This is a genomic window from Amycolatopsis sp. cmx-8-4 (assembly GCF_046548675.1).
In the GTDB taxonomy this organism is placed as follows: domain Bacteria; phylum Actinomycetota; class Actinomycetes; order Mycobacteriales; family Pseudonocardiaceae; genus Amycolatopsis.
Genome location: NZ_JAEBDZ010000031.1, coordinates 65,785 through 91,994, shown reverse-complemented (window position 1 = coordinate 91,994; position 26,210 = coordinate 65,785). Strand labels below are relative to the sequence as shown.

Genomic DNA, 26,210 nt, shown 5'->3' with positions numbered 1-26,210 from the left:
CGTAAGGCTTCTTCGGGTGCTGGCCACACGCCATACGATGGCTTGATCAGGGCAGGACTCGCGAGGCGACCAGTCGATCGGCAGGATCTCAATGCCTAGGCCGTCGGGCCGGGTGACTGGAGCCCGACGGCCCTTGCGTCTCACCGGCGCGCGGACCAGTCACCTGGTTATCCGGGGGCCGTAGTGGATCGGGCCGTCGGGCATGGTCAGTTGCCGTCTTCGTCGCCGCGGTGGGAGCCCACACAGCGGGACGGTGTGTCGCGCAGGCAGACCTTGCCGCTGGCGACCCGCAGGCCGGCGTCGTCGAAGGCGGTGGTCCAGTTGCTCGCGATCGCCTTCTGCGCGGTGGCCAGCGGGACCAGCCCGGAGCAGACCGCGGAGTGCAGCTTGTTCTCCACCGCGTCTTTCGGGTTCGGGATCTTGCCCGGCTCGACCCACAGGTTCGCCGGGTCACTTGGTGCGCCGCCCAGCTCCAGGCTGACCAGGTGATCCAGCTCGCCGGTGGTCGAGGTGGGCAGCCCGTAGGCGGTGTCGATCTGGGTCTTGAGCTTGCCGGTCACCGACGTCGGCGGGCGGATCGTCTTGGTCCAGCCGGATTTGCAGATGGTGTCGCCGATGGTGGCCTGGGTGACCTGGCCGTTGATGGTGCCGGGGGTGCAGTGCGGGTCGGGCAGGTCCTGGCCGTTGTGGCTGCCCAGCTTGCAGGTTCCCGCTGCCGGAACCGGCGCGTTGGTCGTGGGCGCGGCCAGGCTGGCGGGTGTCTGGCCCGCGGCGCTGGCGGCTTTCAGCGGGCCGGGCGCGCAGGCCGCGAGCGCAGTGACGGTCAGGATCGCGACGCCGACGTGGCGGATGCGGGCAGCGGGTGTGATCATCGAGTTCTCCACGGGGCGTTCAGGCGGGAATGGGTCAGGCGAGGGTGGTCAGGTGCGCGCGTTCGGGCAGCGCGGCAACGACATTCTCGGGTAGCCCAGTCAGCGCGGTGAGGCCGGTGGGACCTTCTGCCACTTCGCCGACCTTGCCTTGATGTTGGCCTCGGCCGTTGGACGAAGCCGTAGATCGTCGTCAGGTACAACTCGTCGCGTCGCCCGGTCGTCTCTTCCGGCAACGGGTGGCTTATCCGGCGTCCTGCGCGACGCCCCCGGCCGGTCGCGACTCGCCGGCCGGCGGTTTCGACTGGGCGGTGGGCGGTCCGGACGGTATCTTGATCTTGGATGCCCGCCGTTTCAGGGCTTCTTGCTTAGCCGCAATGATCTTGCGCTGGGTTTCATGTTCGGCTTGCTTCCTGATCTCTTCCTCTACCTTCGCCAGCTCCTCCGCCGCCGCTTTGTCGGACGTGTGCGGCTCGCCCTCGGAACCGCTGTCGTGTTGTGGATCACGCTGCTGCTCAAGTTGTGGATCAGGCTGTTCCGGTGGAGGCAGAGGCGGCGGCGGTTTCGGCAGGCCCCGGCCGCCAGACAGCCATCGGGCGATGGCTGCGGCGAACACGCCGAACCCGGCACCGCCGAGGACGGCATAGATGAGCTGCGTCGTCATTTCGCGCCTGGCTTCAGGCTGTTCGCGACGTTGACGACGGTTGAGGCTCGGACGCTGATGCTCATCCGCGTCGCGAACATCAGCAGTCCGGCCGCGCCAGCATGCAGCCCAGCACCGCGATACCCGGCACATCGATCTTGATCTCCTCTTTGAGTAGCGCGACGATCATTGAGGTCAGGAACCCGGTCGCGCTGGTCGCCGTGCCCTTGGCCACCGCAAGTACCCGGTCCCGTTCCCAGCCGAAGAACTCCGGGGACGGGTCCGCAGGCCACGACGGAAAGCCGACCCTGCTCAGCAACCAGAACGACAGCGGGGCCACCAGAGCGAACGCGCCGGCGAAGGTCAGCGGCTGGCTGTGGGCGGCAGGAAATGGTCGATCACGTCGACCTCCCCTTGACTGGTCCCCACTTCGGTGAAACGGGTGTACGAGGGGAGTCGCTCCTGCGCCGGCCGATGCAACACCTCGGCGACATTCCGGCGATGCCCTCGTCAGCGTCCAGGCGTTGCAGGTCTGGGCTCGCCACCGGGATCAGCTTCCGCAACTGCGCGCCGAGCTGGCCGCGATGGTCGTTCTGCACTGGGCCAGATCGTCTGGGCGCGTACCGTGCGGTCGTCACGGACCTGACCGACGGTGGCGCTAAACGTCCGCCAATCGGTACGGGCGCGCGTCGTGGGTTTCGCTGTCCTGGTCCGCAGCAGCTGGTGTCGAACGTGGGATAGCCGGCACTTTGGCTGTCCGGGGAATACAGCGGAGGGTCGAAGGCATGCACTCGGCGCTCAAGCTGGTTGTTCGCCTGCCTGGGCTGTGCCGGCTTGCTCGGCGTGACGCGCGAGGGGCGGCACGGTCATGGCCGTCATCGCGATCGAGACCGCCACCACCGGAGTCGGACTCCGGGTGCGGTGACCAGTGCAGCGGCCGCATACCCTCCGGCCGTCAGGGCCAGCAGCGACACGGCGTTGAGCCGTCCGTCGCGCACGTCGAGGTCAAGCCAGAGCAGATCCAGCAGATGCCACATCGCCACCACGGGAACGGGAGCGAGCAGGGCGACCAGCCACGCCCGTTCCAACCTTGCCGCCCACAGCAGCGGCCAGGCCGCCAACGCCCCGGCCGGCAACCCCAAGACCACGATGCTCAAGGCCCCCAGCTCGGCGCGTGACAGGCAAGTCGCCAGCCTCACCACCTCGATCACGAGTTGCGTTCACATTTCCGGATGAGCTGTAGCCGGTCAGCGACGAGCACTCCGTCACTGCGGGTGTCCACGCGGCCGCCAGCCTGGACGTCCTCAGAGAGGGCATTCCGCCGGCGCGAGCTCGCCGAGCTGACCACAGGCCTGCATTCCCGCAGGACGAGCAGTTTCCGTTTTCCGGGTTTATCGCCGCAGCGCCATTCCAGGTGTACGGTGGAAGAACCGGATCTTGGTGTGGCCTCCCCATGCATCGAGTGGCATGAGGACGGTGGTCACCAATGACGCTGCTGCGGCAGAACCGAGAACTGAAACGGCTGGGAATCTGGAACTGGTCCCTGCCTGCCTTTGCGGGCAAGCTCCCTGATGGTCGCAACTACAACGCCTGCCCCTCGGCCGGCGTGTGCGCGCAGGCGTGTTACGCCCGCAATGGCACCTATCTCTTTCCCCAGGTGAAAGCGCGGCATCAAGAAAACCTGCGCTGGACACTGGATGACCTGTCCGGCTGGCAGCGTGCGATGCTGGATGAGCTGTCGCACAATCGGTTCATCGACGCGTGGGTTCGAGTCCACGACAGCGGCGACTTCTACTCCCGCGCCTACCTCACGGCGTGGCTGGAGATCATGCGCGCCCGGCAGCGCACCCGGTTCTACGCCTACACCAAAGAAAGTCGCCGCGTTCCGCGAACTCGTGGAGCCGAACCCGCCGCGGAACTTTCTGGTGGGTCTACTCCTACGGCGGCACCCAAGACTCCACGCTGGACCCGACCATCGACCGGGTCGCCGACGTCTTCCCCGACGAACAGTCCATCACCGACGCAGGCTGGCACTCCCAAGAAGAGTCCGACCTGCTCGCGGTCCTCGGACCGACTCCAGTCGGGATCCCGGCGAACAACATCGCGCATTTCAAGGCTCGACAGGCCGGGCGGCGCTGGAGTCGGTGGCAGGCCGGGGTCGATGCTGCTCGCGCTGAACGTCGTGCCCGCGCCACCGCAGCCACCCAGGTCGCTGCGGGCGACGACAGCCAGGCGGGCACGGCCGCCGACGCACAGTAGCGCGGCCCCGGGCGCGGCCCCGGCTTCCTGCTGGACCTCACCACCGACCACTGGGGCCGCGCCCGGAGCCGCGCTGTCACCGAGCCCCGTTCCGTGCCCACCGGGCCCGCCGGATCGTCCGGCCTCGGGTGGGCACCACCAGAATCGAAGGGGGACCTCACGATGTCGAACGAGCTGGTTCACTACCTGCGCGACGTCGCCGACGCACTCGGTGATCGCTGGCATGCGACAACAGCGCACTGCGTCGGGGAAGACGCCGCACTCGTCGGCCCCGAGGGTGGCTGGGTCGGAGTCACCGTCCGATCAGCACCGCGCGGGGAGCGCCTGGTGCTGGAGACGTGGCTCTCCCGCGACCTGTCGCCCCATCAGCCCGCGGGCATGGTCCGCCCCGATGTGACCGTCGCGCGCAACCGCCCGGCCGCCGAGGTCGCCAGTGATCTGCGGCGGCGGCTGATCCCGAAGGTGATCGAGTTGATCGACGCCGCACGGGACCTGGCCGAGCGGCGCCGCCGCGACGCCGCGGACCTCAGCAGCGTCCTCGACGCCATCGGCACCCGATTCGGTGCCCAGCACCGCCCCGGCGCGCACACGGTGTCGGTCGGGGCCTACGGCCAGCCGTTGTTCGCGACCGCGCAGGTCCTGCAGCCGCTGTGGCGCGACGGGCAGCACCGGGTCCGGTTCAGCATCGACGCCAGCCCCGACCACGCACTCGCGCTGGCCGAGCTGGTCGGCGATCGCATGGCCTCCCTCACCACCGACGTCGCCGAACGCGAAGCGGCCGGCTAGACACCCGGCACCCTTCGCCTTGCCCGCACGGCCGGGCGCTGCGCCCTCACCGAACGCGGTGGGGGCGCAGCTGTCTCGTCGCCACCACACCCCCTTTGTTCGCCTACCTGGAAGGACCTTGTTCATGCAGTCCCTTACCCGCGTCGTCACCCTGAAAGACCTGAAGCCCCTCATCGTCGATGTCCGTGTCGATCTCGGCGTCGGCGACGCCGAACTGCGCGTACACGGTCTCAGCGAGACCGTCTCGCGGGAGACCCGCGATCGCGTCCGCGCCGCCCTCCGCAACAGCGGCTACACCTGGGGCGAGCGGATCGTCCACGTCACCTGCTCCACCGCCCATCCGCGCTCCGACGTCGACCTCGCAGTCGCCGCCGCGGTGCTGCTGGCCTCCGGAACCGTCCCGACCCGCCGGCTGGTCGCCACCACCCTCGTAGGCGAACTCGGTCTCGACGGCACCGTCCGCCCCGTCCCGGGTGTGCTGCCCCGCGCGGTCGCCGCCGCGAAAGCCGGGTTCACCCACATCGTCGTGTCCGCCGCCAACGTTGCCGAAGCCGCCCAGGCCCCCGGTATCACCGCCGTCCCGGTCGGTGACCTGACCGAACTCGTCGCCTGGCTCGCCGTCGGCCCCACTGCAGCAGCTCACTCCGGTAGCGACGAGGACACGGAACCAACGGACGAGCTGTGGACCACCGACACCTGGACACACCTCGACCCCCTCGCTGTGCGAGCCGCCGCACTCGCCGCCGCAGGCGGGCACCACACCCTGTTCCTCGCCCGCCCCGGCACCGGAGCCTCACTACTGCCCCAGCTGATCACCACACTGACCCCCGACCTCACCGAGGCCGAAGCACTGGAGGTCACCAGCCTGCACTCGCTGGCCGGCGCGCCCCTTCCCTCGACCGGGCTGATCACCCGCCCACCGCGGATCTGCGTGCACCACAGCTGCACCACCGCGGCCGTCGTCGGGTCCGCCACCCGGCCCGGCATGCTGTCCCTCGCGCACCGCGGCGTCCTGGTGATCGAGGATCTGCCAGAGTTCACCCACGCCACCGTCGATGCGCTGCACCCGCTGCTCGAGGGCCGCGACGTCACCATCGCCACCGGCGGGCACACCGTCACCCGGCCCGCAGGCGCTCGCGTGGTCTTCACCGCGCGCGACTGCCCGGGCCGGTGCTCCCGCGCCTGCGACTGCACCTGCAGCCCCGGCGACCGAACCCTCTACCTCGACAGGATCCCTCGGTGGCTGCTCGCCGGCACGGACCTGTTCCTGCACCGGCTCACGCTCACCGACCCCGACCCGTCCCTGCGGCCGCTGCACGCGGTCCGCGCTGGTGTCGTCAAAGCACGCGAGCGGGCGTTCCACCGTTGGGGCGCCCTCCCCGAACCCGGCCAGCCGATCGGTCTCGGCGAGGCCGTCGACGGTGTGCCCGCCGAGGTCACCCAGGAATTGGATGACGCCACACGGAAAGGCGCGATCGCGACCCACACCGCCGTGCGCTGCCTGCACCTGGCCTGGACCATGGCTGACTTTGACGGACGCCCGCTCCCCAGTATTGGCGACATCAGGCTGATTCTCGCCCAGCGCCGCCGTGCCTTCCAGCTTCTGCACATCCCCCTCGAGCCATAAGCGCAGCGCGGGAGTGTGTCGCAGATGTTCTTTCCCGTGTCGGGAGAGGGGTTGAGGAAGTGCTGGTGCGGCACAGGAAGCGGTGCGGGTGTTCCGGTCGGGACGACGCACTCTAGCGGAGCCTGGCGACGGCAAAAGCCCGCCAGTTCGCAGCGCTGGCTGCGGAATCGCCGCCAGGGCGGGCTTTCCGCCGTCGCGGGCGGCCCCGCTGGGTCGAGTGCGTCCCGACCGGGACACCCGCACTCCGCCGTTCTGCTGCTCCACAACAGCACACGGGCAGTGCGGGGTTGGAGGTCGGTCACCGGCGCACGCAGGTGACCGACCAGCTCTCGTAAAAGGAGCTGCCCAGTGACCAGCACGATGGACCTGCCCACCCAGCGCAACACCGACAACCTCGACACCACCGCCACGCCGGAGGCCGTGACCACAGAGACCTCGGTCGCGGTGCCCGGCGTCGAGGACGACACCACCGAACACGACGTCGACGCCGACGAGGCGGTGTCCGGCGATGACGTGTCCGATGACTCCGGCGACACCCCGCTCGACGACCTGTCCGATGAGGATCGCGCGGCGCTTCACGCGCAGTGGGACACCGAGATCAACACCGTTGTCCTGGCCGACCCGCACGAGGTGCTGATCGCCGAGAACGTCCGCACCGACAACGCCGAAGCCGACGATGAGACGACAGCGAACCTCAAGACCCACGGCGTCAAGACCGCGACCAACGGCTACCGCGACTACGACACCGGCGCGATCGTGGTCACCGAAGGCCAGCGCCGCGTCCTCAACGCCCGCGAGGCCGGCTGCGAGCTGCCGGTCTGGATCAAGACGCCGCCGCCGGCCGACGAACGCAAGGCCACCATCGAGCGGATCGTCAACCAGATCATCGAGAACGACGACGCCATCCGCAAGCCGCTGACCCTGCAGGACACCGCCCGCGGTCTGCAGCAGCTCGCCGCGTTCAACCTCACCCCGACCGGCATCGCCCGCAAGCTCGCGCGCGGCAAAGACGGCAAAGCCTACGTCGAGAACGTCCTGAAGGCCGGGCGCAGCGAGCTGGCGGTCAAAGCCGCCGAGCGGTTCCAGCTGGATCTGCTGCAGGCCACGGTGATCGCCGAGTTCGACGAGGCCGGTGACACCGACACCGCGAAGGAACTGATCCGCATCGCCCGGGTCGAACCCAACAACTTCCGGGTGTTCGCCGAAAGCAAGCGCGCCGAGCGCACCGAGAACGAGCGGTTCACGGCCCTGACCGAGGATCTCACCGAGGAACTGACCGCCGCCGGCGTCACGATCTTCGACGACACGATCTCGACCTGCGACGGGGACGCCCGCACCCTCGACCGGCTGCGCCTCACACCCGAGCACGAGCCCCGCACCGAGCTGACCGTCGAGGACCACGCCTCCTGCCCCGGCCACGGCGCCTGGCTCGGGGAGGACTACGACGAGAGCGACAAGCGGATTCCGGTGGCCGTCTACGGCTGTGCCGACTTCCTGGCCCATGGACACGCCCTCAGCTACGCCCCGGCCGGCCGGGCGGACTTCACCCCCGTGGCCACCGGCACCACCAGCGTCGGCACCTCCGGCGAGGCCGTCGACCTCGACAACCTCGGCAACACCGACGCGACCAGCGACCACGATGAGATCGCGGCCGCTCGTGCCGCGCTGGCTGCCGCCGAACTCGAGCGCCAGAAGGCGCGGATCATCCGCAAGTGGGTGATCCAGAACAACAAGGACTGGGACGCCTCCGAAGCGCCGCGCCGGGATTGGCTGGCCGGGCTGGTGCAGCGCAAGAACGCGCCGCAGGGTGCGCAGCTGTTCCTCGCGCTGCAGAAGGCCAAGGGCGGCTACGAGCTGCGGCGGGCCTTCGAGCGCAACCACCCGCTCGCGATGAAGCTGTTCGGCCTGCCGGTCGGTGCCACCCTCGCCGACCTGACCGCCAAGATCGCCAAGGCCCCCACCGCGGGCAAGGCCACCCTCTACGACTTGGTCCTCACCCTCTGTGCGATCGAAGACGACATCTCCCGCAACACCTGGCGCACGCCGTGGGGCTCCTCGCAGGCGTACATGGCCGCGATCATCAACTGGGGCTACCCGGCCTCCGACGTCGAGCGGAAAGTGATCGACCCGGAAACCGAGCGCGACGTCATCGCCGCCCAGCTCGGTGGCCTTGACACCGCGGCCGCCAGCACGACCGCAGACGGGGACGAGACCGGCCACCAGCCGGACACCGACAGCGACCCGGCCGACGACGACGTCGACCGTGACGGTGGGCACGAGGACCCCGTCGACGTCCCGGACCTCGACGAGGACGTCGCCGCAGTCGACGACGTCTCGGGCGCCGACGACCCGCGCGACACGACGACCGACGCCACCGGTGACGACGCCACCGGCGGCGAGGAGGCGGTCCAGCCGGACACCGAGGCCGAGGCGGAGCTGACCGGCGCCGCGGTCTAGCCGGGCCGACCACCACCGCACCCGATTCCTCGCTGGGGCGGGCCCGCGCACTGCGATGCCGGGCCCGCCCCAGTCCCGCGTGTGAACGGAGTTTCCTCGATGCACCCGCACCTCCCACCAGTGCTCGACCACATCCACCGAACCAGCACCTACGCCGCCGGGCACCACCCCGGCTGGCCCTACGCCCCGCTGCTGCACGGCCCGTGCTGGACGCACGCGACCTGCCGCTGCGGGTGGGCCGAGATAGCCGAATCCCACCGCGACGCCCGCGCCCTGGCCCGCCACCACCGCCGCTACGCCGCCGAGCACCCGACCTTCCTGCCCGGTGCCGCTCTGCGGATCGGCGACCGCACCCACCAGGCCGACGCCACCGGCACCCACGTCTCCACCACCGGCACCCGCCACGGCTGGGCCCTCGCCGACGGCATCGGCGACAGCGCCCTGGCCGCCCACGCCGCCGGCAGCGCCGCGGCCACCGCCGCCTACGTCGCCGCCGACCGCGGCGCCCGCGCCGGACTGCTCGCCGCCACCGGCACCCTCGCCGCCGTCCACGCCGGCGACACCGTCATGGTCGTCGCCGCCCCGCTCCCGCCCGAGCAGGGTGGTGGGTGGGACCTCGCGTGGGTCGGGGACTGCCGCGCCTACGAATACGACTCCGACGCCGACGTGCTGACCCAGCTCACCGTCGACCACACCGAAGGCCAGCAGCTGCGCGACAGCCTCGCCGAGCACTACCGGGACCGGCCGCTGGAGCTCGAGGAGCTGGCCGCCCGGCGGGACAACGTCGTCACCAGCTCCGTAGCCACCGCCGACGACGCTTCCATCGGCCGCGTCACCACGACCGGGCCACGTCGCCGGTTGCTGCTGACCAGCGACGGCGTCCACAAACCCACACCGCACCCCTCCCTCCTCCGCGCGGTCCGGACGTTCAGCGACCCAGGCTCGTGTGCGAACCGGGTGACCCTCGCCGCCCGGTACTTCGGCGGCACCGACAACGCCGCCGCCATGGTCATCGACCCCGTACCCGCCCCGGTCGCGGCCGAGCTGGTGCCATGACCACTCCCACCACAACGATGTCGGCCGCGCTCGTCACCGGCTCCTCCGGTCTGCTTGGCGCCGCGCTGGACGCCGCCGCGCGGGGATGGCCGGTGTTCCCGCTCATCCCGCGCGTCAAGAGACCCGCCATTCCCGGCTGGCAACAGCGGGCGACCTGCGATCCCGACCGCATCCTCCGCTGGTGGCTCCGCCACCCGTTGTGCAACGTCGGCATCGCCTGTGGGCCGGCGGGGTTGCTGGTGCTCGACCTCGACGCCGCCCACGGACCGATACCACTCCCGTGGGTCCGGAGAGGCGTCACCCACGGCCGCGACGTCCTGGCCCTGCTAGCGCACCGGGCAGGCGAACCCGACCCGGTCGACACGTTCACCGTCGCGACCCCGCGCGGCGGCGAGCACCGCTACTTCTCCCGGCCGCCCGGATCGCGACTGCGCAGCACCGTCGGGGCCCGCGGCCGCGGGCTCGGCTGGCACCTCGACACCCGCGGCCCCGGCGCGTCCATCACCGCGCCGGGATCCTTCGCCGTCGTCCAGGGCGTGCCGGTGCCATATGCCGTCACCCGGGACCTGCCGGTCACTGTCCTGCCGGGCTGGCTGGTCACCGCCCTCACCCCACCGCCACCGCCGCGCCGCCCCGCAGTGCTCCCAGAACTGGCGGCGACCGGCCGCCGGATCACCGCCTACGTCCAGGCCGCCGTCACCGCCGAGTGCCGCAACGTCGCCACCGCCACCGAAGGCCACCGCCACATCACCGTCTACGCCGCCGCCGCGGCCCTCGGGGAGCTCCTAGGCAACGGGTGGATCAGCGCCGCCGCGATCACTCACCACCTCACCGACGCCGCCCGCCACCACCTCGGCGTCGCCGAGTTCGACCGCGCCGAACTGGCCCGGACCATCCACGACGGCATCGCCGCCGGCCGCGAACACCCCCGCATCCTCACCGACCGCCCCGCACCCCGGCACCGGCCGCAACCCGGAGCCCGCTGACCGAAGGGACCTCCTCATGCCCGACACCACACCGTCCGATCCGGACACCACTTCGAACCTCACCTGGCTCTGGCAGCGCCAACCGAACAGCACCGACCTGGAAAAGGCCCTCATCCCGGCCCACCTGATCCCCACGGACTGGCTGCCGATGCTCCAGCACCGCTACACCGCAGGCGACCCCGTCCGGTTCACCTACGACGACAACGCCCAGCTGGGCACCGTCGTTCAGGACCAGGGCATGTACCTGGCCATCGCCGGCGAACGGCCGGGCTCGGGTTTCACCATCCACAAGACCGACGTCCGCCCGCACGACGCCGAGCCCAGCGCACCGGCCGAACCGGTCATCGACACCGCGCTCACGCCGCACCCCGACCCGACCGTCCACTGGGAACGGCACACCGCGACGGCGTACTGGAACCTCGGCCAACCGAGCGCCGACGGCTGGCAGCCCCGGGCGCGCCTACACATCGCCTTCCAGCCCGACATCGGGTTTGCCGCCACGCTCTCCAGCGTCGAGGAACTCCACCAAGGCGGCGAGTACCGCGAACGTCAGCGGCCACTCGACCAGGTCGTCATCCATCACCGCCCGGCGCGCCGCCCCAGCCACCACGCCGTGCGCGAGTGCCTGCGCGACGCCATCGACATCGTGATTTCCTTAGCACGGCAAAGGAAATCGGTGGTCTGCGTGCACTTCGTCTCGCTCCTGTCAGCAGTCTCGCAGGAGTAGTAGCCAACGGCCGGACTCATCGGAACGCCGCGCGGCCCGCGCCGGTCACCAGAAAAGCACAACGCGGCCCGGGACCGGAAGCGTGCGAATGATCCGTCCGCCGATGGGCATCCCGGGCCGCGCCGTGCTCGCGAGGGCCCGTTCAGCCCGGCGGCACTGCCTGCCGGCGACCGACTCTTCAAGGAGAGCGCGTGACGGAGCCGACGTTCACGATTCCCGCGGGATACCGCAAAACCCACCTGCGCGGGCTATGGGCCCTCGCCGACTGCCGCGCGTGCGGCGGCAACGGCGAGTACCTGGTCAGCGACGACACCGACGAGCCGTGGGATCCCGAAGAACCCGAACCGCGGTACCCGCAGCCGTGTGACTGCCTCTGGTCACCGCCGCCGGAGATCTTACGCGCGCTCGACGCGGCGCAGGCACGCCTGCGGCGCCACCGGGAGCGGATGCTTGAGGTCCTCGACGCGATCGGCCCGCGACAGGCCGGCGGCACCTACTGGGACGGGTACTGGCATCGCCGCTACCTCGTCGAGACCCTCGCCATCCGCTTCCGCGACGGCGACCTGACCGACCCGGCCTGGTCGATCACGATCCGCTGGGACAACGGGACACGCTGCACCCACCACACACCGTGGGATTCCCGCTGCGACAGCACAACCGCCCCGGCGTTCCCGCCCGGCCCGGCACCCGCACCGCCAGAACTGCGCTACCCCATGCGCGCTACCTGCCGATGGTGCCGCTCCCCATTCACGATCGTCCGCGCCATTCACCGCCCATTCTGCGCCCGCTGAAGGGAAACCTCAATGTTCGCCGTCTCGCCGCACGATCTCGCCGACCGCGTCGCCGGGGCCACCTCCTCTCACGGCCCTGCGGCCGATACAGAGGGTCGCGCGGTCGGCATCCTGCGCCGCCGCGACGAACTCGTCCGCTGGCACGGAAGCGACGAAGCGGCCCGCGAGTACGTCCACCCGGGACGCACCGTGATCGAGGTGCCGAACCGGCCCTGGCCGATCGGGCGCCCGGAGGACTGCGACGACCAGACCCCGACCGGGCTCTGGTTCGACGCCGCCGGTACCCCGCAGCCCGACCAGGGCGACCACACCGCGTCCGACGGCGTCGCGCTGCTGTGCCGCCGCTGCGGCCTGGACTGCACCTGACACGAGGCAGACGACACCTACACATCCACTTGAGACACAAGGCAGGTCATCTCCACGCCCGATAAACCCCACAACATGCCCTCCCCAGCGGTGGCCGAGAACACCCTTTCCGCATTCGACCCGCAGACGCTCCGGCGCATCCGGCACCAACACCGGAACCCGGCGAATCCACCCACAGCACCGGCCCACGACAGCGACACCGCGGAGGCACACGATGAGTAACGACTACACCGGGATCTCGGCTCGGTGCGAGGTCGAGGCAGCGCGCCCTGGCGACGAGGCCGGTTGCGAGCTGCTCTCCGACGGCGAATTCGCTGTGGTCCTGAGCGACCACGGCAACGAGACGATTGTGGTCATTGAAGGCACTCCGGCAGAACTTCTCGCCCTGGTACGCCGGGCCCACCAAGTATTGAAGGAACAGGTGAGCATCACGACGGCGGCGAGCAGCTGACGGACCGCTGAGTCCGCCGCCGCACTCAGGCACTCCGGCCGGCGCGGACGACCACCGCCAGCACAGCACACCCCGGGCCCTCGGGCGCCGTCTTTCCCTGCCCCGTCGCGGAAGCCGACGGGGCGCCCGAGGACCGCGGGCGTGCTCGGGGAGACGGGTTCACCCGCACCCGACCCGGAGGCACCCCGTGACCACACCGACCATCCACACCGGACCGACCGACGACACCGAGTCCGTATTCGACCGGGCGTGCCGGCTGATCGAAACCGAACTCGGCGGCCGCCGGCTCGCACCGGAACCTCGAACCTGGCTCGACGAACTCGCTCGCACCCGGCGGCACAAGACCGCGCTCATCACCGCGGTCTGGAACAACTGCTTCCCCTCCGGTGTCGTGGAAGCCTGTCGGGTCGTCGAAGCGATCTACCCCTACCTCGGTCCCGACGGGCGCTGCACCGACGCCGCGCTCACCGCCGCCTGGAACATTCTCGAACCCGACGCCAGCACCTGGCCCGATCAGCTGCAGGACCAGCGGCGCCGCTTCACCAGCAAATGCCTCAACCGCGCGCTCGCCGAGGCGAACACGGCGGTGGCCGCCCATGGCTGAGCGGAAGTTGTGGTTCACCGCTTACGACTGGAGCCGCTCCTACGTGCTGCCCGAGTCGGTCAGCTGCAACATCCCCCACCGCGGCAGCCTCAACGACTGCGGCGCCTGGAATACCGCGCGCGGTGTCCTCGTCGAGCTGTGCCGAGCCCTACCCGCGGCACCAGTCTCGCTGCTCTACGAGCCCGTGCAGCGCCGCGACCGGCTCCGAGTCGCGATCCGGATCACCGCGCACACCCGGAGCGCCGACGGGCAGGACGTGCGCGTGATCTACCGCAGCGAACGCTCCGACGCCGAACCCTGGCCGGACTTCTGGAGCGTCGCGGTCAACGGGTTCATCCCGGCCTCCGGCCAGGACGCCCGACGGCCCTCACCGCCGTGGATCGCCCACACCGCCGCGCAGACGCTGCGCACCGAACTCGGCAGGTGACCAGCGGCTCTTCTCCAGTTCACACCGGGCGGCACATTCCTGCGACCTTCCCGACCAGGTGTCTCAGGCCGGGGCTTCCCTGCCAGCCTGAGCCACCGCCCCGAGGGCCGGTAGCGCAGTGCGCGCCGAACACCTCAACACCGCGCTACCGGTCCCTCCTGCGTCCACACGCTCCTCTGGGCCTCCCTGCTGCTCCCGCCGCCGCGCATCCACGCCCACGCCACGCGCCAGCCGCGACGGAGCGGCAGCCGCAGTAGGGCCCGTGTCTGGCCATCCGCCAACGACAGCGGCGACCGCACCGGACATCTGGCAGTTCGACGCGGACGTTCGCCGCCAGGCAAGCACACCCGGGCCTCCCAGCTCACAGCCCGTCCGTTCCCCACCAGCAACTTCCGCTCGCGCTTTACCGGAAAGGACCCTGATCGATGCCCCTCACCGTCGGCAGCACCACCACCGTCGTCGCCAGTATCCCGGCGTTCATCGGCTTCATTCCCGACAACTCCCTGGTACTGATCTCCACGCTCACCAACGACGACGGCTTGGTCACCACCGGACCGCTCACCCGGATCGACCTCACCCACCTCACCCGTCACGCGAAAAACTGGGTGCGGCAGTTCAACTGGCAATGCGGCGACCTGCCCGTCCTCTGCGTCACCGGCATCCTCGTCCGCACCATCGACGAGGACGCCACGAGCGACGACTCGCTGCCGCTGCGCGCCGAGGTCGACACCGTGGTCGAGCTGCTGGCCGAGCACAGTTTCACCGACGTCGACCTCGTGCACGTGCCGGCCATCACCGAGGGCGCGCGCTGGCGCTCCTACCTCGAAGCCGACCGCACCGGTGTCCTGCCTGACCCCGCGACCACCGCGGCCGCGGCGGCCGCCGTCGCCGACGGACACACCATCGCCGCCTCCCAAGACGACCTCGCGGCGCGGTTCACCCCCGCACCCGGACATCTCCGCGAACGTCTGCAGCCCCGCATCGCCGACGCCGTCGAAGCAGCCGTAATCGACCAGCACTGGCACCTCGCCGCACACGTACGCCTGGACCGCGCCGACGCCGCGATCCGCGCTGCCGCCCACGGCGAGCTGCCCGCCGACGACGCCGCCATCGCCGATCTCGCCGCGACCTTCGCCACGCTGCCGTTCCGCGACGCCCTGCTCGCCGTCCCTGACGACACCGCGCGCTTAGCCGCCGAGAACCTGGTCCTGCACCTGTGGCGCCACAGCTGCGACCCCATCGCCGGCCAGCTCGCCACCGTCATCGCGGTGCACGCCTACCTACGTGGCGACGGAACAGGCGCCCGGATCGCGCTCGAGAACGCCGACCCCGAGCATCTCATGATGCGACTGCTCTCGAACATGCTCGGCCACGCCGTCCCGCCGTCGAAGGTCCATCACGTCTTCCAGAACGCCAGCGCCGACGCTCGCCGCACACTGCTCACCGAGCCCGCGGTCGATCAGGCATAACGCCGTCTCGCCGCGCCGTTCGCGTCAGTTCGCGGGGCTGGGTGCGCGAGATTGCGAGCCCGCCGACCGAACGCCCCGTCGCACGCAACCTGGACGGTCGTGAGTGACGGCGCGGCGGTGAGAGGCGTGTCACCGGCGGTGTCCTCGCCTGGCTCGCTGGGTCGTGGATCGCCCGAAGGTAAGCACACCCCGGCCGGGGGCAGTGCGTCCCCGAAGCCCGGCCCGATCCGCCCGGGTGAACCAGCCCCATCACCTTGCCGAACTCCGATGCCGGTCGAGCTGTCGGCTGGTTCACGCCGGGCGGATGAGCCAGGGCCGGGGACGTCGCCTCACGGCGACCCCCGGGCCGCCGTGTGCTCAGGCTGCGCCGCGTTCCACACCCCAACAAGCCCAAGGAGGCCACCATGGCCGGCGACACCACCATCACCATCTGCGGCAACCTCACCTCCGACCCCGAGCTGCGGTTCACCCCGGCCGGAAACGCGGTCGCGAACTTCACCGTCGCCTCCACCCCGCGCACCTTCAACCGCGACACCAGCGAGTGGGAAGACGGCGAGGCGCTGTTCATGCGCTGCACCATCTGGCGCCAGGCGGCCGAGAACGTCGCCGAGTCCCTGACCTGCGGCGCCCGCGTCGTCGTCCAGGGCCGGCTCAAGCAGCGCTCGTTCCAGACCAAGGAAGGCGAGAAGCGCACCGTGATGGAGCTGGACGTCGACGAGATCGGGCCGTCGCTGCGCTACGCCACCGCCGAAGTCACCAAGAACGGCAAGAGCAGTCCTTCGAGGGTGAACCCGGACCTGGTCACCAGCACGCACACGCCCGCGACCCAGGCCGACGACCCGTGGGGCCCGGCCGCCGAGCGGGATCTGGTCGGTGCGGGCGCCGGGGGCGGCGACAAGCCGCCCTTCTGATCAAGCCCGGTGTCCGGCCGGTCTTCCCCGCCGGCCGGGCACCACCCCGTAAGGCCGGGGCCAGCCTGCCGGCTGGCCCCGGCCTTTCTCATGCCACCCGAGCACGTCCTGGAGGTCACGATGCCCGCCACCCGCAACACCAGCCGTCCCACCACACCGACCGCGCCGTGCAAGGCGTGCGCCGCACGAGAACGGCGAAAGCTTTCCCCTGCTAGGAAATCACCTTTTGGGGTGGCCGAATCGGCTTACGCTCGGAGCATGAGCATTCGTTACGGCGTCACGATTCCCGGGCTCGTCCTCGCCGGAGGAACCGGCGTCTACCTCGGCATCCAACCTGTCGGCTACATCGGACTGATCGTCACGCCCTTCACCGACCCCGCCGGGCTGCTCGCCCTACCCGGCGCGCTCCTGTTCGGCGCGCTCATCGGGTGTGTCGTCGCCTACCTCACCCGCCGCCGCATCAAACCCAAGCTCGACGGCGCCAAGCGCTACCGCCTCGCCGCCATCCTCGGCGCCGCAACGCTGCCCGGTTACGTATTCGTCTCGCACTTCCCCGGCGCCGACGGCGACGGACCCGGGAACCGCTGGGCCGTCGGCTTCGCGCTCTGCTGCGGCGTCGCCGCCATGGTCGTCTACTACCGGCGACGCAAGCGCCTCACCCTCGCCCGGCGCGCTCGACGGCTCGCCGAGCAGCAGGCCGACCGCCAGTCAGCGACGCGCTGAACCCACGGACGTGAGAATGGGGCGGGGGCACCTCACGGTGCCCCCGCCCCATTCTCATGCCCATACTCTTTCTCCATCAGTCCACCGGTGTGTCCATCGCGCCATCCACGTCCGGCGTGCGCACCGACTCGCCCTCCGGGACCTCGAACTCCGCAGCGTCAGCCGCGTTCGACTCGTCGTCGATGTTCTCGGCGACCTCATCAGCCTGTCCCTGCCGATCGCCGGACTCCGACACGGCCATAGCCGCGGCACTACGCGACAAGGCCGTGACCGCCTTCGCCGAGATCCCCAGCAATGCCGCCGTCTCCGCCGCGCCCACATCCGCCGCGCGGATCTGCGCCACCGACGTCGCCATCACCGCACGCCACTCGCCGATCTCCATCTCCGCGTCCACACGCACCTGCTCGGCCTGGCGCTCGAACTCCGCGACCTTCTCCGACCTCTGCCGGTTCAGCTCCGCCAGCTTCCGATCCAGCTGCGACTCGAGCGCGGCCACGCGGTCCTCGCGCCGGCGCTCCACCGCCTCGATCGCCGTCACCGCCTCCGCGAACGGGACGAGTGCCGCGTCCACACGCGCCTCGTTCTCACGCTCGCGCTCCAGCTGCTCCGTGCGACGGCGCCGCGCCGCCTCCAGCCGCTCCAGCGTCGCCGACGACCGACGCTTCCGCCGCGAACTCGTTGTTTGACGTTCACCCATGACGCACCTCCCGCACGGGGAGGGCAGCGGTAACACCAGCCAGCCTACCCGCGCCGGCGACGCCACCGCGCCACGTCGGCCGCGCAGCGCTCGCCCCGTCCGCAAGAGGCCGAGGGCGTCCACCCTGTTCATGCATGGCGACGGCCGACCAGCGAGAGGAAGGGGCGCGGTACCGCCGCAGTAGCCCCGAAGGGCCACGCCGCCGAAGCAGCGAGCTGCAAGACTCGCGGCGGCCCGCTGACGCTCCGACTCAGGGACACGTAAGCCCGCGAAGCGCTGCCTTGCAGCGTACCTGCAGGTCGGCAACAACCTCACTGACGGGTCGAAGGTCAGTTTCAGCCAGCCAATCATCCGCCTCTAGAACACGGCGGTCGCGGAGCCTTCAGGTGTTCTTGTCACGTCCGCGGGTGGTGGGTGGCCCCGAAATTGTATCGGTCGTCCCCCCAAATACAAGGGCACCCCAAACTATTTTTGACCGAAAAGCGTGGCCAAAAATAGTTCGAGGCCCCACCCTTGCATTCGGGGCCCCTACTCCCTTGGGCAGACATTAAGGGCAGGCCGGGGGCCTGCCCTGGTTGCTTCGGGGCCACCCACCACCCGCTCAGCACAGGGGTCACCCTCACCGCACTGACCAGCCGCACTAGGAGGACTTTAGAGCCTGCCGACAGCCACGTCAGCGCACCCAAACGGCCCATATCGACCAAACAGGAGATACGCAGTCCTTATCGCCTGAAATTGACGCAATTCTTTTTTTCCAAAACTCCATTTCGAGTGGAATACAGCGAGATCGCACGCTAATATAGAAACTGCAAGGCGATCGGGACTGCAAGCCCGAGAGTCGAACTCATTCAACTCGTAAGGACTAACTGTCATGGTTTCGACCATTCACCGTAAGCACCGCCCGAGCATCACGCGCGCCGTGCAGGCGTTGCAGGCGCAGCCGCCGCGCGTGCGAACCGCGCTCACGGAGCTGCGGAACGTCTTCACCGACAGCGGGGAGAACCCGCCCGCGATCCTCACCGCGTGCGCCACGCTGCTCAACACCGACGCCGCGATCAGCGGTGACGTCCTCGCCGCCGTGCGCAACGCGCACGCCGAGTGGGACAGCTACGGCGAGCAGGAGCGCGAGCTGTTCCACCGGTGCGTCTACACCAGCCAGACCCGCCGGAACGTCGCCGTCACCGACGTCAACGACGTCACGGCCATGCTGCGCGAGGCGCCCCCGCGCATCACGGCCGCGCTCGACGGGATGCGATGGCTCAACGCCCAGACCAACCACGAGCACCAGGCGACGTTCATCGTGTGCGCGACACTGCTCAAAAACCCCAGCGTCGACCACCCCGCCATCGTGGACGCCATCCGGACCGCTCACGACTTGTGGCCGACGCTCACCCCGAACATGCGCACCCTGGTCACCGCGTGCGTGCACGCCAGCAAGGCCCGCGCCGAACACGCCCGCGCCCGCGCCGCCGCACAGCAGCAGGCCATCGACGCCGGGGCGCAGGGTGTCACGGCCGAAGTCCGGGAGCCGCACCGGTGCGGCTCATGTGATGGCAACCTCGCCGACACTCCGGACCTCCCGTACTGCTCGGATGCCTGCCGCCGGGAAGCCGAATCCGCACAGCTCCCCAGGCCCGAGGAGGACCCCGCCACCGACGCACCCGCCGAGGCGACGACCACAACTACCGCCGCCCCGCAGCCGGAGCCCGCGTCAGCGGGCAAGGCGAGGACTCGCGCCGCGAGCACGGGCCGGAAAGCGAAGCGGACGACCGCGCACGAGCCCATCGAACAGCAGGCCGCCCGCCGCTACGTCGCCGGTGAGGTCGAAGCCGAGTACGACGAGCAGTGGCGCCAGATTGAGCAGGCGATCCCGTCCGCCGGAGTGGTGCGCAAGAACGAAAGCGGCGTCGACGCCTACGAGCAGGAGCGCCAGCGCCACCGCGACACCGACAGCAGCCGGGAACTGATCACCGACCTGACCGGCCACCTGGTCAGCGAAGACGACTACGACCGTCTTGCCCTGCGCCCGGTCGCGCCCGGCGGACTGTGCGCCGCGTGCAACCTCGAACGCGCCGCCATCGAGCAGCGCGCCCAGAGCACGGATGACCGGTGCGAGATGTGCCGGGACCGGGACATGCCGCCGCTGTTCGCGTTCGCGCCGTCGCGCGAACTCGCCGCCGTCGCCTGACCACCCGCCGCTAGCGGGGGCACCCGGACCGGGTGCCCCCGCCCCGCCCCACAGGAGCCGCCACCGTGCGCACCTTCCATGCCCTTCTCGCCGACATCGACCGCGAGCTAGCCGCCGCCGACACAATCCCGACAATCGCGCCCGCTCACGTAGCTCTCTACCTGCATGCTCTGCTCACCCAGCACACAGCGTGGATCACCGACAACCAGGGAACCGTGACCGAGATCGTGCCCGCCGACGCGATCCGCCGCGAACTGGAGTACCTCACCCAGCCAAGCCGCCACGGCAGCGGCGAGGCCGACAAGCGGCCCGCCATCCCGTGTTACGTCGGCTGTAAGCACATCGATTGCGACGACCGCCTGTTCTAGCTACCCGCCCAGCAACAAGCGGTCGCGTCGCAAACCGCACGCGACGGCACCCGAGCCTCAGGAGAACCGTCATGTCCGACACCGACCACGCCCCCAGCGCACCCGACTGGATCGCCCAGCACGCCGCGCGCCGCACCGCAGCGCAGATCCCGACCGATCAGCCGCGCGCCGTCGCCGCGTACCTGCGTACGCTGCTGCGCCAGTGCACCGAGTACGCGACCACGCCGAACGGCGGGCCGATGACCGAAGTCGTTCCGGTCGAGCAGATCCGTCACGCACTGCAGTACCTCACCAGCCTGTAGCAGCCCTCGCGCCGACAAAAGCGGCCGCCGGTCACCCGACCGGCGGCCGTTTTGTCGTGCCCGCCGGCCGGTGGACCGCGCAGGCGCCGGCACACGGCGCCAGGGGCGCCTCAGTGCAGGCGCCGGCGCTCGCTGGCAAATTTCGTCGCCACCACCTCACCCCACCGCCTACCTCACCCCGCCCACCACCTCACCCCAGCCCGCCACCACACCACCCCGCACCTCCCTGCCGCCCCTCACCCGCCCCGCCACACCACCGCCCCCACCTCACCCCTGCCTGCCCCTGCCCGGCCCACAGCACGTCTTGCAGACGTTCTGAAACCGGGTGGGCTCCGCCTGGTTTTCGGCGTAGTCTGGTGTGGACATGATGGGCTTGCGCAAGCTGAGCCCTGGTGGTCATGAGTACCTCACGAACACGGTGGCGTGCGCGGATCGCGACCGTGAGCTCGAGCCCGGCGAGCTGTTAAGTGATTACTACCTCTCCCGTGGTTACCCGGCAGGCCAATGGTTCGGCGCTGGAGCAGAGCACTTAGGACTCTCCGGCGCAGTCGCCCCTGCCCAGATGAACGCTCTCTTCGGTGAGGGCCGTAACCCGCACGCCGACGCCATCGAAGCCGAGATGATCGCCGGCGGCGCCACCGCCGAAGAGGCCCTGAAGGCAACCCGGCTGGGTCGCCGGTTCCCGCAGTACTCCGAGCTGGATCACCTGCGCAGCCAGGTGGCGCAGGCCTACAAGGACCACAACCGGTCACACGGCCGCCCGATCGGCGCGCCGATCTCGGCGGCGATACGTGCTGAACTCCGTCGCGGCGTGCAGCTGCAGCTCTACCGCAAGGCCCATGACGGCCACGGCCCCGCCGACGACAATGAGCTGAGCACATGGCTGGCGGAGCAGAAAAGCAAACTGAAGTCCGCGGTTTCGGGCTTCGAGATGGTGTTCGCGCCGGACAAGTCGGTGTCGATCGCGTGGGCCATGGCCCAGCCGGTGGAGCGGGAACTGATCGCCGGCATGGTCCGCCAAGCCGCTCGTGACGCCTTGTCCTATGTAGAGCAGAACGCCGCGTTCACTCGACGGGGGAACATGGGCGAAGCTCAGGTCGACGTCGACGGGATCACGGCGGCGCTGTTCGAGCACTGGGACTCGCGCGCCGCGGACCCACATTTGCACATCCACGCCCTCATCTCGTCGAAGGTCAGGCGCAGCGACGACGGCGAGTGGACGGCGCTCGACGGCCGCACCATCCTCGCCGCGACCGTCACCGCGTCAGAGTTCTTCGACAACCGGCTGCGCGATCTGTTCCGCGAGCAGGGCGCGTCGTGGGTGCAGCGCGGCGCGGAGGGCGTGGACCTCAAACGTCCGGTCTGGCAACTGGAAGGCGTGCCGGTCGAGCTGGTGAAGCTGTTCTCCCAGCGTCATCGCCAGTTCGAGGCCGCCCGAGCCAAACGCATCGTCGAGTTCAAGGCTCAACACGGGAAAGAGCCCTTGCCGAAGGACATCTTCGCGATCGACCGTGCCGCGCAGTATGACAACCGGCCCGGCAAACAGCCCCCGAAGACCCTGCCAGAACACCTTGCGGCCTGGCGCGAGCACGCCCTCACCCTCGTCCCCGCAACTATTTTGGACACGTTGAGCCGGCGGGTGTTCCTCAGCGGAGGACGCGAACCGGACGCGTTCGACATTGCGAAGCTCGCCGAGGTCACGCGGGAGGTCGTGTCGGACAACTACGCGCACTTCGCCTGGTGGAACCTCGCCGCCGAAGCCCACCGCCAGTCCGCGCACCTGCGGATGCCGGTCGACAAACGGGGGCAACTCATCATCGACGTTGTCGACACCATCCTCGCCCAGCCCGACACCCTCGCCCTCGTCGGCCCGGTGGCCGTCAACGAACCCGCATCGCTGCGCCGCCGCGACGGGGAATCGGTGTTCGTCGAACACCACTCCACCCGCTACACCACCACCGCGACCCTCGCCGCCGAAGGTGACCTGGTCGCCTGGGCACGCCGCGGCGGCGGGCACCGGCTGCGCGTCGACACCGTCGAGAAGGCCCTCGCCGGCCAAGGCCTCAACGCCGGGCAGACGGAGATGGTGCGCCAGTTCGCGCGCTCCGGGCGGCGGCTGCAGCTCGCGCTCGCACCGGCCGGGGCCGGGAAGACCTCGGCGATGAAGGTCCTGGCGACCGCGTGGCGGCGCACCGGGCACCGGGTCTACGCCTTCGGCCCGTCCGCTCGGGCGGCGCAGGAGCTCGGCTCCTCGATCGGTGCCAAGCCGCACACGCTGCACCAGCTGACCACCGCACTGAAGTTCGGGTTCGCTCGCGTCGCGTTCCCGATGGAGGCCGGTGACCTGGTCATCGTCGACGAAGCCGCGATGGCCGGCACCCACACGCTGCACAAGGTCGTGAAGTACGCCCTGAAGAAAGGCGCCGACGTGCGCCTGATCGGCGACGACGCACAACTGGCCGCAGTCGAGGCCGGCGGGGCGATCCGGCTGATCGCCCACGACGTCGGCGCCGTCCGGTTCCGGGAAGTCGTACGGTTCCGCGGCGAAGACCGCACGGAACAGGCAGCCGCCTCGCTGCAGATCCGGGCGTCGAATCCAAAGGGGCTCGAGTACTACTTCGACAGCGGCCGAGTCGCCAACGGCTCGCTGGAGACGATGCGCAACGCCGCGCGCTCACGCTGGCAGGCCGACCTCGACGCCGGTGTCCAGTCGCTGCTGATCGTCCCGACCAACGAAGACACCGTCGCCCTCAACATCGAAGCCCGCGAACTGCGCCTGCGCCGCGGCGCAGTCGACAGCAGCCGCGAGGTGGATCTGCACGACGCCACCAACGCCGGGGTCGGAGACTGGGTCGTCACCCGCCACAACCAGCGCCTCCTGTCCCTGTTCGGGGGGAAGGACTTCGTCAAGAACGGCGACGTCTGGACCGTCACCGACATCCACAGCGGCGGCAAGATCACCGTGCAGCACCGCGCACACAAAGCCGCGATCACGCTACCCGCCGGGTATGTGCAGGCGCATGTCGAGCTCGCTTACGCCGCCACCATCAACCGGGTGCAGGGCATGACCAGCACCGGCAACGCCCACCTCTTGGTGCCGCCGACGATGACTCGTGAGCAGTTTTACCCGGGCATCACCCGCGCGATGCTGCGGAACTTCGTCTACGTGGTCACTCATCACCACGTCATCGATCAGCACCAGGAAACCCCTGAACCGGTAACTCCGGAGTCAGTCCTCATCGGCGTGCTCAACCACTCCGGTGCCGAAGTCTCGGCTACCGAGACGTTGCGGGAGAAGCAGGACGAGGCGGTGTCGATGGGCACGCTGGTACTGCGTTACAACTACACCGCCACCTACCGCGACGAAGACCGCTACCGTGACATCCTCGCCCGGCGCGCGCCGTCCACGCTCGATCTGGACAGTGAGCCGGCGTTGATCCAGACGTTGCGCAATGCCCGCGATCTCGGTTGGGAACCTGACCCGCTTGTAGTCGCCGTGATGCGCCGCCGGCAGTCCCTCGACGATGCCGACAACCCGGGCGCGGCGCTGCAGGCGCGCATCACCAAGCATCTCGAAGGCCGCGCCCCACCCTCGCCGACCGGGCCGCCGCAGCCGGCCGACGTGACCCGCTGGCGCGGCATCCTCGACGCGATCGCCCCGCACGCGGCCGTCGAAGACCCGGAATGGGGCAAGGTCTGGCAGCGCGCCGCCGGCGCCTTGGCGGTCGGGTTCGACGTCGACGCGGCGCTGACCGTCGTCGCCCACCACCTCGCTGCACGTCCGGTACTGCCGGATCCGATGCCCGATGACCGCTACGCGGACGCGGCGTTGGCAGCTGAGCTGGAGCGTCGGGCTGATCGCGGCGAGGCCCATCAACGCGCCGTGCCGTGGCAGGCCAGGCCGGACTTTGCCCACGTTCGTCACCATCCCGGGCACGCCCAGTACCTACACGAGATGAACCTCGCGATCGGCGACCGCGTCGAGCATCTCCGCGCCGTAGTCATCCGCGACCAGCCGGAATGGGCGGCACGGCTCGGGCCGCGACCGGACAACCCGATCCGAGCCGAGGACTGGGACGATCTCGTCGGCCTGGTCGCCGCCTACCGTGAAACGTTCCGTGTCACCGACAGAGCGCCGCTGGGCTCCAAGCCCGACAGCCACGGAGCGAGGGCACATGCCTGGCACACGCTGAGCAAGCGCTGCAAAGCCTTCGGCCAGCCGCTAGTACCAACCGCGGCCACACCCGAGAGGCCAAGCACGGCTGCCCGAACCGTTGAGCTGGAGGAGGTGTTCGCGGAGTTCGACCAGGGTGACGAGCGTGTAGTCCTCGAGCCCTTGAACGTGCTGGTCCGCCGTTATGAGCTGCTGGCGCGCGATGGTGATGAGGACCGCTACCTCGACGTCCTCGCCCGTTACGTCCCGGACGCGGTCAACGCCGGTGCCGAGCCTGCCGCGCTGGCAGCGCTCGCCCGCGCCCAGGACCGCGGCTGGCAGGCCGACCGTCTCGTCCGCGACCTCGCTGACGATGACGGGTTCAGCTGGGCCGATGATCCGGCTGCGGTGCTCGCCAAGCGGGTCAGCGACCATGTCCGTACCCACGACGCGCCGGCCCGGATCGCGCCGCCCACCGACCAGCAGGTCAGCCGCTGGCAGCAGATCGTCGCCGCGCACCTGCCCGACGCTGCAGTCACCGACGAGCGGTGGGGCATCGTATGGCGCCACGCCGCCGGCGGCGCCACCGCGGGACTCGATCCCGACACTGCTCTCGCCGACGCTGCCCACCAGGTCGCCTCGATCACGACTGGCGCGCAGGAGACCGATCCTCGCCGGACGGGTGTCGCGCTCGTCAGTGCGCTGGTGCGCCAGCACGACGACGGCGCCGGACACCACTCTGCTTTGCCGTGGCAGGCCCAACCCGATCGGGCGCACGCGGCGAACTATCTCGGTTCTCTGGAACGGCTGGCGACGGTGAACGCGGAGATCACCGCGAGAACTGACCAGTTGCGTGAGCAGGTCACCCGCGAACAGCCGGCCTGGCTGGCACGCTTCGGTGCCCGTCCCGACGATGCTGCGCTGGCGCGGCACTGGGATCAGGTCGTGGGGCTGGCTGCGGCGTATCGTGAAACGTACGGCATCACCACCGCCGATGCTGCCTCCCCGCTCGGCAACCAACCCGCCGGCAACGACCTTCGCGCCGACGCCTGGCGGGACATCACCCAGCAATGGAGGCACCTGATGACCACACCAGACCGCGAAGACGCCGCATCGGACAGCATGCTGACCCGAGAGTCATTGCGCGACGCCGCCGACGCTTACGCCGCACGGTTCTTCGCCGGACTCGCCGCCGAGAAGGAAGAGGCAGCCGAGGCCGCGGCGGACACCGCCGCGGCTGCGCGGCGCACCGAACTGGAAGAAGAACTGGTCGACGGACACGACCAGGGTTACGGCGAAGGCTCTCACCGCGGACTCAGCTATTGAGTCGGCGGCAGACATCGTCCGGCG

General features: G+C 70.0%; 23 protein-coding genes and 1 pseudogene. 19 read left to right on the top strand and 5 right to left on the bottom strand.

Annotated features, from left to right (window positions below):
* Positions 1-206: 206 nt before the first annotated feature.
* From ACLJQZ_RS40940 to ACLJQZ_RS40925, 4 genes are all read right to left on the bottom strand, one after another.
* Positions 207-872: a hypothetical protein gene (locus ACLJQZ_RS40940; RefSeq protein WP_410626249.1), complete on the bottom strand. Its 666-nt coding sequence runs from the start codon at positions 870-872 to the stop codon at positions 207-209.
* Between the two features lie 241 nt (positions 873-1,113).
* Complete coding sequence (locus tag ACLJQZ_RS40935; RefSeq protein ID WP_410626248.1) at positions 1,114-1,533, bottom strand: hypothetical protein; 420 nt, start codon at positions 1,531-1,533, stop codon at positions 1,114-1,116.
* A gap of 79 nt (positions 1,534-1,612) precedes the next feature.
* Positions 1,613-1,852 (bottom strand): hypothetical protein, encoded by a 240-nt coding sequence (locus ACLJQZ_RS40930; protein ID WP_410626246.1) that lies wholly within the window; start codon positions 1,850-1,852, stop codon positions 1,613-1,615.
* A gap of 535 nt (positions 1,853-2,387) precedes the next feature.
* Positions 2,388-2,723 (bottom strand): hypothetical protein, encoded by a 336-nt coding sequence (locus tag ACLJQZ_RS40925; protein ID WP_410626244.1) that lies wholly within the window; start codon positions 2,721-2,723, stop codon positions 2,388-2,390.
* A 275-nt stretch (positions 2,724-2,998) separates the two neighbouring features.
* On the opposite strand from ACLJQZ_RS40925, the pseudogene ACLJQZ_RS40920 reads away from it, so the two are divergent.
* From ACLJQZ_RS40920 to ACLJQZ_RS40850, 15 genes and pseudogenes are all read left to right on the top strand, one after another.
* Positions 2,999-3,771, top strand: a pseudogene (locus ACLJQZ_RS40920) (GP88 family protein).
* Positions 3,772-3,933: 162 nt separating this feature from the next.
* Positions 3,934-4,557: a hypothetical protein gene (locus ACLJQZ_RS40915; protein WP_410626243.1), complete on the top strand. Its 624-nt coding sequence runs from the start codon at positions 3,934-3,936 to the stop codon at positions 4,555-4,557.
* Positions 4,558-4,681: 124 nt separating this feature from the next.
* Positions 4,682-6,184, top strand: coding sequence for an ATP-binding protein (locus ACLJQZ_RS40910; protein ID WP_410626242.1), 1,503 nt, complete (start codon positions 4,682-4,684; stop codon positions 6,182-6,184).
* 348 nt (positions 6,185-6,532) lie between these two features.
* On the top strand, positions 6,533-8,641 hold the full coding sequence (locus tag ACLJQZ_RS40905; protein WP_410626240.1) for a hypothetical protein: 2,109 nt from the start codon (positions 6,533-6,535) through the stop codon (positions 8,639-8,641).
* A gap of 99 nt (positions 8,642-8,740) precedes the next feature.
* Positions 8,741-9,697 carry a PP2C family protein-serine/threonine phosphatase gene (locus ACLJQZ_RS40900; protein ID WP_410626238.1) on the top strand — a complete coding sequence of 319 codons (957 nt, stop codon included), beginning with the start codon at positions 8,741-8,743 and terminating at the stop codon, positions 9,695-9,697.
* Positions 9,694-10,683 (top strand): bifunctional DNA primase/polymerase, encoded by a 990-nt coding sequence (locus tag ACLJQZ_RS40895; RefSeq protein ID WP_410626236.1) that lies wholly within the window; start codon positions 9,694-9,696, stop codon positions 10,681-10,683. Before ACLJQZ_RS40900 ends, ACLJQZ_RS40895 begins: the two co-directional genes overlap by 4 nt.
* Before the next feature lie 16 nt (positions 10,684-10,699).
* Entirely contained in the window at positions 10,700-11,410 is a 711-nt protein-coding gene (locus tag ACLJQZ_RS40890) for a hypothetical protein (protein ID WP_410626234.1), read from the top strand.
* Between the two features lie 191 nt (positions 11,411-11,601).
* Positions 11,602-12,201, top strand: coding sequence for a hypothetical protein (locus ACLJQZ_RS40885; protein WP_410626232.1), 600 nt, complete (start codon positions 11,602-11,604; stop codon positions 12,199-12,201).
* 12 nt (positions 12,202-12,213) lie between these two features.
* Positions 12,214-12,567, top strand: coding sequence for a hypothetical protein (locus ACLJQZ_RS40880; RefSeq protein ID WP_410626230.1), 354 nt, complete (start codon positions 12,214-12,216; stop codon positions 12,565-12,567).
* Between the two features lie 214 nt (positions 12,568-12,781).
* Positions 12,782-13,018, top strand: a complete 237-nt coding sequence (locus ACLJQZ_RS40875) for a hypothetical protein (RefSeq protein WP_410626228.1) — start codon at positions 12,782-12,784, stop codon at positions 13,016-13,018.
* Between the two features lie 187 nt (positions 13,019-13,205).
* Entirely contained in the window at positions 13,206-13,622 is a 417-nt protein-coding gene (locus ACLJQZ_RS40870; RefSeq protein ID WP_410626226.1) for a hypothetical protein, read from the top strand.
* Positions 13,615-14,049: a hypothetical protein gene (locus ACLJQZ_RS40865; protein WP_410626225.1), complete on the top strand. Its 435-nt coding sequence runs from the start codon at positions 13,615-13,617 to the stop codon at positions 14,047-14,049. Before ACLJQZ_RS40870 ends, ACLJQZ_RS40865 begins: the two co-directional genes overlap by 8 nt.
* A gap of 425 nt (positions 14,050-14,474) precedes the next feature.
* Positions 14,475-15,518, top strand: a complete 1,044-nt coding sequence (locus tag ACLJQZ_RS40860) for a DUF4192 domain-containing protein (RefSeq protein WP_410626223.1) — start codon at positions 14,475-14,477, stop codon at positions 15,516-15,518.
* Positions 15,519-15,922: 404 nt separating this feature from the next.
* A complete protein-coding gene (locus ACLJQZ_RS40855) occupies positions 15,923-16,429 on the top strand; it encodes a single-stranded DNA-binding protein (protein ID WP_410626222.1) in 507 nt (168 codons plus the stop codon).
* Between the two features lie 258 nt (positions 16,430-16,687).
* The gene (locus tag ACLJQZ_RS40850; RefSeq protein WP_410626220.1) at positions 16,688-17,152 is read left to right on the top strand and encodes a hypothetical protein; all 465 of its coding nucleotides are present in this window, start codon (positions 16,688-16,690) and stop codon (positions 17,150-17,152) included.
* A gap of 76 nt (positions 17,153-17,228) precedes the next feature.
* Here the strand turns inward: ACLJQZ_RS40850 and ACLJQZ_RS40845 are convergent, their stop codons facing one another.
* Positions 17,229-17,849, bottom strand: coding sequence for a hypothetical protein (locus ACLJQZ_RS40845; RefSeq protein WP_410626218.1), 621 nt, complete (start codon positions 17,847-17,849; stop codon positions 17,229-17,231).
* A gap of 871 nt (positions 17,850-18,720) precedes the next feature.
* On the opposite strand from ACLJQZ_RS40845, the gene ACLJQZ_RS40840 reads away from it, so the two are divergent.
* The 4 genes from ACLJQZ_RS40840 to mobF all read left to right on the top strand — a co-directional run bounded on the left by ACLJQZ_RS40840 (position 18,721) and on the right by mobF (position 26,186).
* A complete protein-coding gene (locus ACLJQZ_RS40840; RefSeq protein WP_410626216.1) occupies positions 18,721-20,037 on the top strand; it encodes a hypothetical protein in 1,317 nt (438 codons plus the stop codon).
* 65 nt (positions 20,038-20,102) lie between these two features.
* Complete coding sequence (locus ACLJQZ_RS40835) at positions 20,103-20,405, top strand: hypothetical protein (protein ID WP_410626214.1); 303 nt, start codon at positions 20,103-20,105, stop codon at positions 20,403-20,405.
* Between the two features lie 71 nt (positions 20,406-20,476).
* Positions 20,477-20,707: a hypothetical protein gene (locus tag ACLJQZ_RS40830; RefSeq protein WP_410626212.1), complete on the top strand. Its 231-nt coding sequence runs from the start codon at positions 20,477-20,479 to the stop codon at positions 20,705-20,707.
* Between the two features lie 364 nt (positions 20,708-21,071).
* Complete coding sequence (mobF, locus tag ACLJQZ_RS40825; RefSeq protein ID WP_410626211.1) at positions 21,072-26,186, top strand: MobF family relaxase; 5,115 nt, start codon at positions 21,072-21,074, stop codon at positions 26,184-26,186.
* The last annotated feature ends 24 nt before the right edge of the window (positions 26,187-26,210 follow it).